At 63.9% G+C, this 13,313-nt stretch carries 13 protein-coding genes; 1 reads left to right on the top strand and 12 read right to left on the bottom strand.

Annotated elements, in window-relative coordinates; all coding sequences use genetic code 11:
- Positions 1–52: 52 nt before the first annotated feature.
- From JAB8_RS08040 to fliF, 6 genes are all read right to left on the bottom strand, one after another.
- Positions 53–1,345, bottom strand: a complete 1,293-nt coding sequence (locus tag JAB8_RS08040) for a flagellar hook-length control protein FliK (protein ID WP_070289134.1) — start codon at positions 1,343–1,345, stop codon at positions 53–55.
- Positions 1,346–1,364: 19 nt separating this feature from the next.
- Positions 1,365–1,805, bottom strand: coding sequence for a flagellar export protein FliJ (fliJ, locus tag JAB8_RS08045; protein WP_070289135.1), 441 nt, complete (start codon positions 1,803–1,805; stop codon positions 1,365–1,367).
- Positions 1,806–1,837: 32 nt separating this feature from the next.
- Positions 1,838–3,154, bottom strand: a complete 1,317-nt coding sequence (fliI, locus tag JAB8_RS08050) for a flagellar protein export ATPase FliI (RefSeq protein WP_227742184.1) — start codon at positions 3,152–3,154, stop codon at positions 1,838–1,840.
- 89 nt (positions 3,155–3,243) lie between these two features.
- Positions 3,244–3,945 carry a flagellar assembly protein FliH gene (locus tag JAB8_RS08055; RefSeq protein ID WP_070222451.1) on the bottom strand — a complete coding sequence of 234 codons (702 nt, stop codon included), beginning with the start codon at positions 3,943–3,945 and terminating at the stop codon, positions 3,244–3,246.
- Positions 3,946–3,988: 43 nt separating this feature from the next.
- Complete coding sequence (gene fliG, locus JAB8_RS08060; RefSeq protein ID WP_034754023.1) at positions 3,989–4,987, bottom strand: flagellar motor switch protein FliG; 999 nt, start codon at positions 4,985–4,987, stop codon at positions 3,989–3,991.
- Positions 4,980–6,695: a flagellar basal-body MS-ring/collar protein FliF gene (gene fliF, locus JAB8_RS08065; protein ID WP_070289137.1), complete on the bottom strand. Its 1,716-nt coding sequence runs from the start codon at positions 6,693–6,695 to the stop codon at positions 4,980–4,982. The genes fliG and fliF overlap by 8 nt, the downstream gene beginning before the upstream one ends.
- Before the next feature lie 328 nt (positions 6,696–7,023).
- Here fliF and fliE point away from each other — a divergent pair, with 328 nt between their 5' ends.
- Positions 7,024–7,326 carry a flagellar hook-basal body complex protein FliE gene (fliE, locus tag JAB8_RS08070; protein ID WP_230502628.1) on the top strand — a complete coding sequence of 101 codons (303 nt, stop codon included), beginning with the start codon at positions 7,024–7,026 and terminating at the stop codon, positions 7,324–7,326.
- A gap of 145 nt (positions 7,327–7,471) precedes the next feature.
- Here the strand turns inward: fliE and JAB8_RS08075 are convergent, their stop codons facing one another.
- The 6 genes from JAB8_RS08075 to fliD are packed head-to-tail and all read right to left on the bottom strand — an operon-like array spanning position 7,472 to position 13,251.
- Entirely contained in the window at positions 7,472–8,218 is a 747-nt protein-coding gene (locus JAB8_RS08075; RefSeq protein ID WP_083287058.1) for a flagellar brake protein, read from the bottom strand.
- Positions 8,219–8,243: 25 nt separating this feature from the next.
- Positions 8,244–8,570, bottom strand: coding sequence for an EscU/YscU/HrcU family type III secretion system export apparatus switch protein (locus JAB8_RS08080; protein ID WP_035821344.1), 327 nt, complete (start codon positions 8,568–8,570; stop codon positions 8,244–8,246).
- Entirely contained in the window at positions 8,563–9,744 is a 1,182-nt protein-coding gene (locus tag JAB8_RS08085) for a flagellar hook-length control protein FliK (RefSeq protein ID WP_070289138.1), read from the bottom strand. Before JAB8_RS08085 ends, JAB8_RS08080 begins: the two co-directional genes overlap by 8 nt.
- 26 nt (positions 9,745–9,770) lie before the next feature.
- The gene (locus JAB8_RS08090; RefSeq protein WP_070289139.1) at positions 9,771–10,097 is read right to left on the bottom strand and encodes a flagellar protein FliT; all 327 of its coding nucleotides are present in this window, start codon (positions 10,095–10,097) and stop codon (positions 9,771–9,773) included.
- Positions 10,098–10,100: 3 nt separating this feature from the next.
- Positions 10,101–10,547 carry a flagellar export chaperone FliS gene (fliS, locus tag JAB8_RS08095; RefSeq protein ID WP_070222372.1) on the bottom strand — a complete coding sequence of 149 codons (447 nt, stop codon included), beginning with the start codon at positions 10,545–10,547 and terminating at the stop codon, positions 10,101–10,103.
- 22 nt (positions 10,548–10,569) lie between these two features.
- Positions 10,570–13,251, bottom strand: a complete 2,682-nt coding sequence (gene fliD / locus JAB8_RS08100; protein ID WP_254679472.1) for a flagellar filament capping protein FliD — start codon at positions 13,249–13,251, stop codon at positions 10,570–10,572.
- Positions 13,252–13,313: the final 62 nt, after the last annotated feature.

Raw genomic sequence — 13,313 nt, forward strand, 5'->3', positions numbered from 1 at the left:
CGAAAAGTTATGCCGAGGCGCGCGCCTGTGGCCTGCGGACGACGAATTGTCGTCAGGCAAAGGTATCCACGGCACTCAGGCTGGGTCGGCTGCGGCCGCCAGCTGCCGGCGCGATGGCGATCTCGCCGCCGGAGGTGCCGCCACCCTGACCATTGCCACGGCGTTCGCCCGAGGCGGCGCGCTCGCCATGGTTTTGCTGTTCCGGCGTGCCGGCCGAGACGGTGGCGCTGCCGAAGGCGATGCCCGCTTCGCTCATCATTTCGCGCAGGCGCGGCATGGCCGCTTCCAGCGCCTGGCGTACTTCCGGCTGGGCCGACATGAAGGCGGCATCGGCCTGGTCATTGGTGACCGTCAGGACCACCTGCACGGGCCCCAGATCGGGCGGATTCAGGGTCAGGGTGGCGCTCTGGTCGCCGCCGGCCGCCATCCACACGACTTTCTGCCCCAGTTGCTGGTCCCAGGCCGGCGAGCCGACCCGGCCCGTCAGCTTGTCGGCCGGCACGGCCACGGCGGCCGCGGCCTGCTGCAGCGCGCCCGGCTGCAACTGGGCCGCAAGGCGGCTCAGGTCGGCAGGCGTTTCCTTGAGGATGGGTTCGGCTACGGCGGCGCCCGCCCTGGCGGTGGCCGCCAACTGGGCGTCGACGGCCAGCTTGCCTGGTTCGGCCTTGCCTGCCGGCACGCCGGCGCCTGGTGTGCCGGCTGCCTTGCCCTGGGCCTGGCCCAGGCTGTCGGCAAAGTCGCCGCTGTCCGCTTGCGCGATGACGGTGGCGGCGGCCTTGCCGCTGCCCTGGCCGGCTGCCAGTAACGGCCCGGTTGCCAGGCCCTTGCCGTCGGCCTTGACGCTGGCGCGCGCCGGCAGTTCCGGCACGGCCTTGGCGGCTGCCGCCGGCGGTTGGATGGCCAGCTGGATGCTGCCCACGAGGGCCAGCATCTCGGCGGCCGGATCGGCTGGCGGCGTGACTGTTGTCGCGGGAACGGCGGGCACGCTGGCCTCTGCCGTGGCGCTGTCACTGTCGCCGTTGGCGGGGGGCGCCGCCTCGATAGCTGGTGCGGGCGGCTGCTCGCTGCTGGCCGCCTGTTCGGTGCCCGCTTGCGCCGGCTTCGCTTCATTGGCGGGCGCCGGCGTCGCGGGTGCTGGCGCGGCCGCAGGGCTGGCGGGACGTGCCGGCGCCGGCGCTGGCGCTTGCGCCATATTACGGCTGGCCTGGCGTTGCTCGATCTGGCGGTTCAGGGTGCGCTGGAAGTCGCCCGCCGCGCCGCTGGTGGACGGCTGGCTGCGGTTGGCGGCACCGGGCGTGGCGTTTGGCGAGATGATCTGGGAAATCGGTGTTGGCTGGGTTTGCATGATGCTGCCTCAGTGTTGCTTAGCGTTTGTAATAGGCTTGTCTCGCCGCGTGCTCATCCATTGCTTTCTGGTCGCGCTTGTTTTCCAGCTTCAGCGCCTGTTCCTGCGCCCGGTTGTTCAGAGTGGTGTACGACATGCGCTTGCGTTCGGCCAGCTGCCAGCGCATCTTTTCATTCTCGCTGCGCGCCTGCGCATGCTCGACCACTTGCTGCTGGCCCAGGATGGCGCTGTCGAGCTTGACCATGAAGGCCTGGAAGTTGCGGTAAGCCATGGGCGTGATGCCGTTGCTCATGCTCGCCTCGAAGCGCTTGGCATAGTCGTCGCGGTAGCCGGACAGCATGTCGAGCTTCTGGCGGCAATCGTCGAGCGCTTTCAGGGCCGCGCCCAGGCGCTTGGCGCAATCGTCCGTTTCGCGCTGGGCAAGGTCGATCAGGGTAGCAAGTTGGGAAGGAGAAGCCATGGCTGATTATATTCCCGCTATGCAAGTCCTAATCAGTCGAATAGAGCGGTAAGTTGCCCCAAGCTCTCATCCATGCTGACCCGCTCCGTGATTTGCTGTTGCAAAAACGCCTCGATCTTTTCATGCAGGGCGATGGCCTGGTCCAGCACGGGGTCGGTGCCGGCGCTGTAGGCGCCCACGCTGATCAGGTCGCGGCTGCGCTCGTAGCGCGAATACAGCTGTTTCAGCTTGCGCGCCTGCTGCTGGTGCTCGTGCGTGGTGATCGAGTGGGCGGCACGCGAAATCGATTGCTCGATGTCGATGGCCGGATAATGGCCCGCTTCGGCCAGGCGGCGGTTGAGCACGATATGCCCGTCCAGGATGGCGCGCGCCGAGTCGGCGATCGGGTCCTGCTGGTCGTCGCCCTCGGTCAGCACGGTGTAGAAGGCCGTGATCGAGCCGCCGCCTTCCTCGCCATTGCCGGCCCGTTCCACCAGCACGGGCAGCTTGGCGAAGACGGATGGCGGATAGCCCTTGGTGGCGGGCGGCTCGCCGATGGCCAGGGCGATTTCGCGCTGCGCCATGGCGTAGCGGGTCAGCGAATCCATGATCAACAGCACATTTTGCCCCTGATCGCGGAAATGTTCGGCAATCGCCGTCGCATATGCGGCCCCTTGCAGGCGCATCAGCGGCGGCGTGTCGGCCGGCGCGGCCACGACGACGGAACGGGCCAGGCCTTCGGGGCCGAGGATTTGCTCGATGAATTCCTTTACTTCGCGGCCCCGTTCGCCGATCAGGCCGACGACGATCACGTCCGCTTCCGTGTAGCGGGCCATCATGCCCAGCAGCACGCTCTTGCCGACGCCGGAACCGGCGAACAGGCCCATGCGCTGGCCGCGGCCCACGGTCAGCATCGCGTTGATCGAGCGCACGCCCACGTCGAGCGTATCGACGATGGGCGCGCGGCCCAGGGGATTGGCGGGGCGTACGTTGATGGGGGCGCTGTCGGTCGTGTGCAGCGGGCCCAGCTGGTCGAGCGGACGGCCCGCGCCGTCGAGCACGCGGCCCAGCAGTTGCGGCCCCACGGGCAGATGGCGCGCGCGGTCGCTGGGGCGGCGGCGCGGGTGCGCCACGCTGCCGGGGCGGGGGATGGCCGGCTCGACGGAAAACACGCGCGTGCCGGGCACGATGCCCTCGACGTCGCTTTGCGGCATCAAAAACAGGCGGTCGCCTTCAAAACCCACCACTTCCGCCTCGACCCGGCCGCCATTGGGCAGCGGCACGGTACAGGCGGCGCCGACGGCCAGGCGCAAGCCCACGGCTTCCATCACCAGGCCGGCCACGCGCGTGACGCGGCCTGAAATTTGCATCGGTTCGACAAAGCCGACCACGGCCGAACAATCGCTCAGGTAGGCGCGCCAGCGCGCCGCATGGGCCGTGGGGCCTTTGACGGGCTCGCTCACGGCGCCAGCCAGTCCAGGTCTTTGCCCAGCGCATGCGTCAGGCGCTGCCAGCGGGTGGATGCCTGCGCGTCGATCTGGTTGCTGGCCGTGTCGATCTTGCAACCGCCGCGTTCCACGGACGGGTCTTCGATGACGCGCCAGCCACCTTTGTCGAGTTCATCGCCGATACCGTCGCGTACTACTTGCGCGTCTTCGGGATTGAGCATCAGCAAGGCCGGTTGTTGCAGCACAGGCAAGTATTCGATGGCTTCGCGCACCATCGGCAGCATCAGTTCGGGGCGCACGGGCAAGGCGGTCTTGAGCATGCCCTTGGCCAGCTGCAGGGCCAGTTCCATCACGTCGTTGGCGATCAGTTCGTCGGCCTGGTGCACGGCCGTGCCGAAATCGACGGCGATGGTTTGCAAGTGCGCCAGTTCCACGGCCGAGGCAGCCTTGCCTTGTGCATACGATTCGGCATGGCCGTCGGCATGCCCGGCCGCGTGGCCTTCCGCATAGCCGGCAGCGCGGCCTTCCTCGAAGGCCGTGGCGCGCGCTTCCTCGCGGATGGCGTCGAGTTCTTCCTGCGTCGGGTATTCGAGCGGCGGGGCCGGCTCTTCCTCGTGCAGCTCGGCAAATGGATCGAATTCCGGTTCGGGATCGGGTTCGAGCAGCTTGCGCGCCGCCACCACGCTGGGGCGCTCGTCGCCAAACGAGGTCATTTCCCAGCGCTGGTACGCGGTTTGCTGCTCTTTGGGAATCAAATTAGACAAACGAATCCTCGCCTTTTCCGCCTAAGACAATCTGCCCCTCGTCCGCCAGGCGGCGCACGATCTGCAGGATCTGTTTCTGCTGCGATTCCACTTCCGACAGGCGCACGGGGCCTTTCGACTCGAGGTCTTCGCGCATCATCTCGCCGGCGCGCTGCGACATGTTCTTGAAGATCTTGTCGCGCAGTTCCTGCGAGGCGCCCTTCAGGGCGATGATCAGCATTTCCGACTGCACTTCGCGCAGCAGCAGCTGGATGCCGCGGTCGTCGATATCGATCACGTTGTCGAACACGAACATTTCGTCCATGATCTTTTGCGCCATGTCGTTGTCGTAGTTCTTGATATTGTCCATGACGGAGCCTTCCTGCTCGCCGCTCATGAAGTTCAGGATTTCGGCTGCCGCGCGCACGCCGCCCAGCGACGATTTCTTGATGTTTTCGTTACCCGACAGCAGTTTCGTCAGCACGTCGTTGAGTTCGCGCAAGGCGGCCGGCTGCACGCCGTCCAGGGTGGCGATGCGCAAGACCACGTCGTTGCGCAGGCGGTCCGTGAAGTGGCCGAGGATTTCGCAGGCCTGGTCGCGTTCCAGGTGGACGAGGATGGTGGCGATGATCTGCGGGTGTTCGTTGCGGATCAGCTCGGACACGGATTGCGAATCCATCCATTTCAGCGATTCGATGCCGGAGGCATCCTTGCCGCCCAGGATGCGCGACAGCAGCACGGACGCCTTGTCGTCGCCCAGCGCCTTGGTCAGCACTTGCCGGATATATTCGTCCGAATCGAGGCCGACGGTGGAATTGAGTTCCGTCTGCGCGCGGAAGTCGCCGAGCACCTCGACCACCTGCTCGTGCGCGATGCCCTTCATGGTGGCCATGGCGGCGCCCAGTTTCAGCACTTCGCGCGGGCCGAGGAATTTCATGACCTCGGCCGCTTCGCTCTCGCCCAGTGCCAGCATCAGGATCGATGCTTTTTGCAGTCCCGTTGTCTCAGTCATTATTGCCTATCCATGCTTTGATTACGTTGGCCACCACGCGCGGGTCTTCCTGCGCCAGTTTTCTGGCCATCGCCAGGTTTTCGCGATAACCGCGCGCAGTATCTTCTTCCAGTTCTTCCAGCTCCGCTTCGCTGAGCAGGACTTCGTTTTCTTCGCCCTCCTTGGCCAGTTCCGGCTCGATGACGGGCGGCGGAGCGCCGAAATCGTCGATCTTGCGCATCACGGGGCGCAGCATCGGGCGCACGATCTTGATGAAGATGTACAGCAGGATCAGGGCCGTGATGAGGAATTTCGCCAGTTCCTTGGCCAGCGGCAAGTTGGCCGGGTCGCGCCACCACTCGAGCTTGCCTTCCGGCGCGCGGTCGATGCCGTCGAACGGCGAGTTGGCCACGCTGAAGCTGTCGCCGCGCTCCTTGTTGTAGCCCATCGCTTCCTTGACCAGATTGTTGATCTGGACCATTTCGGCAGGGGAAATCGGCTTGACCGTGACCTTGCCATCCTTGTCGAAGCTGCGGCGGTAGTTGACGACGACGGCCACCGACAGGCGGCGCAGGCCGCCCATGGATTTCTGCTCGTAGCGCACAGTCTTGTCCACTTCATAATTGGTCGTCGATTCCTTCTGTGTCGGCGCCGTCGGCGCGCCAGCCGGGGCGCCCGGCGCCTCGGCCGTCAATGGCGCCGTCGCCACGCCTGGCGGCTGGTTCGACAGCGCGCCCGGCACGCCGGACGGGTTGGCATTGCCGGCGCCCGTCGATTCGCTCGTTTGCTGGCTGCGGATGGTGGACGCTTCCGGCGGCGAGTTCGGCTTGTAAGTTTCGGCCGCCTGTTCGCTTTGCGAGAAATCGACATCGGCCGTCGCTTCGGCGCGCACATTGCCTTCGCCGACGATGGGCAGCAAGATCGATTCGACCTGCTTGATCACGCTTTGCTGCAATTGCTGCACGTATTTCAGCTGGTTCGGGTCCAGGCTCTTGATGCCGTTGGCGCGGTCCTTGTCCTTTTCCTGGTTCGACAGCAGGGTGCCGGCCTGGTCGACCACGGTGACATTGATTGGCAGCAATTCCGGCACGCTCGACGCCACCAGGTGCACGATGGCGCTCACCTGCAGCTGGTCCAGGCCGCGGCCCGGGTGCAGGTTCAGCAGCACGGAAGCCGTCGGTTTTTGCTGTTCGCGCACGAAAACGGACGGTTTGGGCAGCGCCAGGTGGACACGCGCCGTATCGACGGCGGACACGGATTCGATCGATTTCGCCAGTTCGCCCTCGAGCGCGCGCTGGAAATTGACCTGTTCGAGGAATTGCGAGACACCGAGCTTCTGGTTTTCCATCAGCTCGAAGCCCACGTTGCCGCCCTTCGGCAAGCCTTGCGCGGCCAGTTTCAGGCGCGCGTCATGGACTTGCTCGGACGGCACGAGAATGGCGCCGCCGCCTTCGGAAAACTTGTGCTTGATGCCCAGCTGGTCCAGCGATGCGGTGATGGCGCCGCCGTCGCGGTCCGTGTAGTTGGAAAACAGGACCTTGTACTCGGGCGGCTGGTTCCACATGTACAGGGCCACGCCGATGGCAACCAGTGCCGCCACGCCCAGACCGCGCAGGAAATTCTTGCCCATCGGCGTCTTGGCGAAAGCTTGCACGGACTCCACGGGCGAGCGGCCAGGCGCCGGTTCCGGTGGTATGCGGTTCACATCGATTTCTTCGGCTACAGCCATGATTGCCTTCCGGGGCGCGTATGTTGGGTAGTGAGTGGGGGCCGCTTCCACTGGAGGAGGGGGCGATATGCAGAATTATCCGCCACTGTCACGCGCTTCAATCGTCCAAATAGAAGGCGCTTTTGCCGCCTGCTCGGCCGAGCGGCTGGCGTTGGCGCTGGTATTGTGGAACCCTGGCAACATGTGACGGAAGTTATTGTACCCGTCGTTGCCTTGCAAGCCAGGGTTTTGTTCTCTGGGTGCAACAGGCATGGAACAGTTATGAAGCACACCAGAATCGGGAGGCGAAGTGAAAACAGGCGGTATCGATAGCAGCAGGATCGAGGCGATGATCGCGCAACTGAAGTCGGCGGCCACGCGGCCGGAGGCGAAAATACCGGCGATCCAGACCGAGATGCCGGCGGCGAAGGTGAATTTTGCCGATGCCTTCAAGAGCGCACTGGATTCCGTGAGCGGCGCGCAACAGGCTTCGTCGGCGCTGGGCCAGCGCTTTACCATGGGTGACGAAAAGGTCAGCCTGTCGGACGTGATGGTATCGATGCAAAAGTCGAGCATCGAATTCCAGGCGACGGTGCAGGTAAGGAATAAATTAGTTGCTGCATATCATGAGATCATGAATATGCAAGTTTAACGTATCGCCAAAGCCAAAGCTACTGCGCGGCGCGCTTTGCGGCCTGCGATGCTCGCTGTGCTACAGCACAGCTGCGCGTCTCGGCCGCAAATCATCGCCGCTCGCTACGCTTTTGCGAAACGTTAAGCTTTGACTCTGGATTGAATTAACCCAGCCCCGCCATGCGCGCATTGCGTTCTCGTTCAAGGCGCGTGATATAGCGCTGCACGTGCGCCAGCATGCTGCGCGGCAGGTCGACGAACTGGCAGCCGAGGCGGCGGTTCAGCTTGTTGTTCAGCAGGGTCATGTCCAGCGAATTGCGAATTTGCAAAGTCGCGGTGACGATGCCGACATCGGGCAGGTCGATGCGGCAACCGGGATAGTCCCTGCCGATGGTTTCGCCCAGCATCAGTTTATTGTCGAGGATGGCGATGCCGCCGCAGCTGATGTCGGCCAGCGGAAACAGGGTGTCGGCGCCGCCCAGCGAGGGCGGCAGGGGAATTGAGACGCGCACGGGATTGCTCACGGGCGTCGTCATGCGGTAATACTCGCGCCGCTGCAGGCGGATCAATGTTTCTGGAATGGCAATTTTCAGGGCGGGCGTGCCGCCATGGTTGCACTCTTCCACGAGGGCGCTGGCAAACAGGATGCGTATCTTGTCGAGCGAGGTTTCAAACGAAATACCGGTGGCGGCCACCATGCGCCGGTTCTGGTCGGCGTTCACGGAACGGTCGAGGATGACGGTGTTGTGGTCGGCATCGACTTCCAGGATGGACGTGACGCACACATCGGACTCACCGTGGATCAGCATGCGGATCAGCTGGTTCTTTTCGCTGATGCCGCGCAGCAAGGCAATGATTTCCCGCCGCGATTCCACTTCAAAATCGTGCCAGTTTTCGAGGCCGGAATCCATAATATGTGCTTGCATTGATGCCTGTCTATGTATCGGTGAGGTTGACGCTGGTGTCGGGCGGCGGCGGAATCGGCCCGCCATTCGCAGATTCAATATGATATAACCAGGCCAGCAGTTCCGCAATCGCCCGATACAGGCCGGGCGGAATCTGGCGGTCCAGGTCGACATCCATCAGCAGCGCCACCAATTCCTTCGACTCATGCACGAACACGCCGTGTTCGCGCGCCGTGCTGATGATCTGGTCCGCGATCAGGCCGCTGCCCTTGGCCACCACCTTGGGCGCCGGCGTGCCGCTCTGGTAAGCGAGGGCGACGGCTGTCTGCGGCACCTTGCGCTTGGTGTCGTCAAGCATCGTCTTCTCCAGCCGCCGCCTGCGGCTTGCCGGCGATCGTCAACGATGACAATGGCCATCCGGCCGCGGCCAGCGACGCTTCCAGCCGCGCCGCATGCTGGCGCAAGGTGTCGGCGCTGCCTTCGCTGCCCGCTTGCAGCTGGATGGCCACGCTGCCGCCCTGCAACACCACGTGCGCGGCCAGGTCGCCCAGCAGGGGGAACTGGAAGCGCACATTGCTGCGCCAGGCCGTCGCTTCCTCGTCGGCGTCACGGCTCTCGTGCTGCTGTCCTTCCGGCGCATCGCGGCTGATATCCCACTGCATCTTTTGGCCGGGCCAGGCTTCGCCCTGCCATTGCACGCGCGCCTGTTCGTGCGTATGCAGCTGCAAATTGATCAGTTGCGCCGATGCCAGGTCGGTGCCCGTCCTGGCCGTCTCGCCCTGAGCCGCCTTCTGCATTTGCGGTTCCAGCAACAGCGAGGCCAGCGGCCGCTTGCCCTCGGCCCATTCGGCCACATGCGATTCATAGAACAGGCCGCTGCTGCCGACGGCATCCTGCAGTTTCTGGGCCACCTGGGCCGGGGCGGCGTTTGGCGAGGCCATCAGCGGCGTCTTGCCGACCAGGGACAGGGGCGCGCCGGGCACGCTTTCCGCCTGGCTGAGCACTGTGCTGATGGCGCGCGCGGTGGTGCTCAGCTCCGGCGCAGGCGTGTCGCCGGCCAGGGCGGGCAGCAGATTGGCTGGCGTCAGCGGTGCGCGGCTGAGCAGGGTGGCCGCCGTGCTGCTGGCGCGCGTGCCGGCCTGGGCGGCGCCGGCCTGGGGGCCGCGCAGGTCGGCAGCCTCGGGCTCGGCTTCCGCGTCCGCATATGTCAGCAGGGCGCTGGCGGGCTGGTCGCGGTTATTGCCGATTTGAAAAGAAGGGCGGGGATTGATGCCAATCAAGGTCAGCGGGATTTCCGTGCCCGCCTGGGCGCCCGCGGGCAGCTGCATGCGGGCCGGCGTGCCGGCCACGCGCACGAGAAAGCTGCCGTCGCCCATGCGGGCCAGCACTTGTCCCTGCATGGATTTGCCGATCAGTCCCTGCAGCGAGCGCTGGAACTCGGCCTGGCGCGGGTCGGCGACGGCATCGGCAGCCCGCGTGGGCTTGACCGGGGTCAGGGGCGTCATGCCGATCGCATCCATCTTCGGCAACATGATAGCTCGCCTTGCCCCGTGGGCGTTTAGACGCCGTAGGCGTTGGCCAGGCGCCGCTCGGTGCCCGTGCTGTTGATCAGCTTGGACAATTGCGCCATCCACGGCATGGTCAGGTCGCGGATCTTGCGGTCGTCTTCCAGGATCTGCTTGATCAGGGCGACCTTGCGCTGGCGGCCGGCGGTCTCCAGCACGACTTTTTCTTCGTTCGCCTTCAGCGTGGCCACATGCGCGCTGATGCGCTGTTCCAGCGCTTCGAGCTCGTCCCAGTCGGCGTTGGTGGCGGCGGTCACCATCCGGCCCGTCAGGGTCTGCATGGCTTCGTAGGTGGTCAGGACTTCTTGGTGGGTCATCATGGATCAGGCGCTCGCAAGGCTGGGCATACGTTTTAAATCGGCGCCGGGAATGGCGGCCGGCGTGGCGCCGATGGCGTTCCAGGTTTCGCGCAGGTCGGTCAGCAGGCGCTGTACTTCCTCCAGCATGCCAAGATCGTTGCGGATGTTGGCCGCCAGCAGACGCGCGCTCATGTATTCATACAGGGCGTCGAGGCCTTCGGCGATCTGGCCGCCCACTTCCTTGTCCAGGCTGGCGCGCAAGCCATTGTCGATGATCTGGATGGCTTTCGAGATGGATTTGCCCTTTTCCGGGATGTTGCCTGAATTCATGTGCATCTGCGCGCTGAGCACGGCCACCAGGGCGCCGTCGTACAGCATGACGATCAGCTTGTGCGGCGAGGCCGAGCCGATGCCCGTTTCCAGGCCGACCTTGGCATAGGCGTTGACGCCGCGTTGTTGGGTTCCAAACATATATTTCTCCTGATGATAGCGCTTAACGGTTGGCGGCGATGGAAGCCAACTGCTGGGTCAAATAAGTTTGCGTGGACTGCAATTTGCTTAGCGTAACGTCGAGGCGCGTGTATTGGGCGCGGTAGCGTGCTTCGATTTCGGTCAATTTTGCGCTGAATTTGTCGCGCTGCGCCGCCACTGACTTCAGGGTTTCATTGATGCCGTTCGTACGTCCGGTGATCATGCCATCCGTGCCCAGGAAGGAAGTCGCCAGGTTGTTCAATTGGTAGGCATACCCTTGCGAAAAGCTGACCGTGCCGCGCGAGCCGATGACGCCTCCGGTGACTTCAATTTTCAAGCCTTCGGCTGGCGAGCCCGGGGCGCCCGTCAGAGTCTGGCCCGAGCCGACGACCGGTTGCCCGCCCAGCGTACCGGCCACGTCGCTGCCTTTGACGGGTTTGGCTGTGCCAAACAGGGTTCCAATGCCAGTCCCGGTGTCGCTGCTCACGGCGAGGTTGGAGACGGAACCATAGCGACTTGAGGAAAGGACCAGTTTGCCGGTGCCATCGATCGCGGCGGAAACCGTGGTGCCATTGTCCGAGAAAGCTTTGATGCCGTTGATTGACGATTGCACCAGTGATGCCAGCTGCGTCGGGGTGTAGGTGCCGGCCGGGATCGTCACCTTGGCCGTGTTCTTCGCGGCCGAGGGTTCCGTATCGTTCACGGTGACATTCCAGGTGGTATCGCTGGCAATCGTGGTGCTGGCCGGTATCGCAGCATCCGATGTGAGCGAACCCTGGCTGGCCATGGTGGTGATGGTCAGGTCATAGGTCCCGGGCTTGGTGGCCGCGGTCGAGCTGGTAAACGCGACGTTGCTGTCGCTGGCCTTGCCGATGGCCGAGAACAGGCCGGCGATGTCGCTGAAGTTCGCGCTGATCGCCTTGTCGAGTTTGCTTGTATCCAGAGTCAGGTTGCCATCCTTCTGAAAGGAGATACCCACCTGGCTCAAGGTGTTCATGCTGCTGCCCAGGCCTGTAATCGGCACGCCCAGCTGCCGACGCAACTGGGTCTGGATCGATTGCACGGTGGAGTCGCCGAGCAGAACCCCGCCAGTCTTGGTATCGGGGTTATACGCCGTCATTTTGCCGATCGCGGTGTTCAGATCGTTGTAGGCCTTGACGAAGGCGGTGATGCTGGTTTTGACCGTTGTTGTATCTTTGGCCACCGACAGGCTGGACGTGCCTATTTTGGTAATGCCCAAGGTGACGCCTTCGATCGCCGTATCGACGCTGTTCGAACTGCTGGTGATGGCGATGCCGTTGACGCTGAACATGGTGTTCTGGGCCGCGCTGTTCTGTTTCAAGTTTTGTGCGCCAGCCACATCGTAGGCCAGCAAACCGCTCAAGGCGCTGTCGGCGGGCTGGCCATCACTGCCGCTGAGTGTGATCTTCATGGCTGAATTGGCGCCCGTCTTTGTCGAGCTGAGCACCAAGTGATACGGCTTGTCGCTGCCATCGGAAACGATGCTGGCGGTCACGCCGAGACTGGCGTTGTTGATGGCGTCGCGTATGCCCTGCAAGGTGTTGTTGGTGGAGTCGATCACCACCGAACCAGTGGCTTGCGTGCCATCCTGCGTGAAGCCCGTATTCATATAGGCGCCGCCCGAACCTGCCGTCAGTCCGGCTGCCGCTGGATTGCTGCCGGCGATGGTGATGGGGCTGGCATTGCCCGAAGCCAGGGTGATCGAACTGGCAATCGTCACGTTCGAACCGCTGTTGGCGGCATTGGAGGCATGGCCGATGCCGCCCATGGTGCTGCCCGTGACCACTTCCTCGATATTGATATTGGAACCATCGGCGCGCGTAAATTGCAGATTGCCGCCAGCTGCCGTGCCTGTGACGGTGATATTCGCGGCGGCCAGCGCGTTCGAGACGGCATTCGGGCCCGCCAGTGTCGTATCGAGCGAAGCGGCCGTGATGCCGCTGCCTGCGGCAACGCCGTTGCCTTGCGTAACGATCTCGATGCCGCCAACCGACAGTGAATACGTGCCGTCCGCGCCGGTGGCAATGTTGCCGAAACCGGTGAACATGCTGGCGCTGCTGGCCGTCGGCTGGGCAGTGGCCGTCACGCCCGTGGTGCTGCTCTTGGCGTTGATGGCGTCGGCCAGCGCACGCGCGCTCTTGGTGCTGGCATCGGTCGGGATGGCCGTGCCATTGATAATCAGCGAGCCGTTGCTGACGCCCGTGAGCAGGGTGCTGCCGCCCAGTGCCGTGCCTGTTACACCAAATGTGCCGCCGGCGAGTGCGCCAAGCTGGAAGGACACCGTGGTCTTGGCGCCGCTGCCGATGGTCGACAGTTTGCTGGCCATGCCGCCGGACGTGAGTGTCTGGGCCTGGGCCAGCTGGGAAACATTAATGTTGTAGCTGCCGGCCACTGCCTTGGCGCCAGCGCTGGCCGACAACACCAGCGGGTCCGATGGCGTGGCACTGACGGCGCGGAAGTTATTCGAGTTGGTCAGTGCCGACAGCGAACTCTGAAAACTGCTGACGGAACCGCTGAGCGTTCCCAGCGCGCTGAGCTTGGCCTGGTAGGACGCTGTTTTCTTGTCAAAGGTATTCAGTGGCACGGCTTCGGCCGCCATCAGCTTGTCGATGATGGCGTTCACGTCCAGGCCGCTGGCGCCGGCGGCGATGCCAACGGATGAAATTGTAGGGGTGATGGCCACGGAATGCTCCTAGGAAAACGCTAATATAAGCTGTTATCGGCAGAATCAATCAGGACTTGAGA

This window comes from Janthinobacterium sp. HH106 (assembly GCF_001758725.1).
Lineage (GTDB): Bacteria > Pseudomonadota > Gammaproteobacteria > Burkholderiales > Burkholderiaceae_D > Janthinobacterium.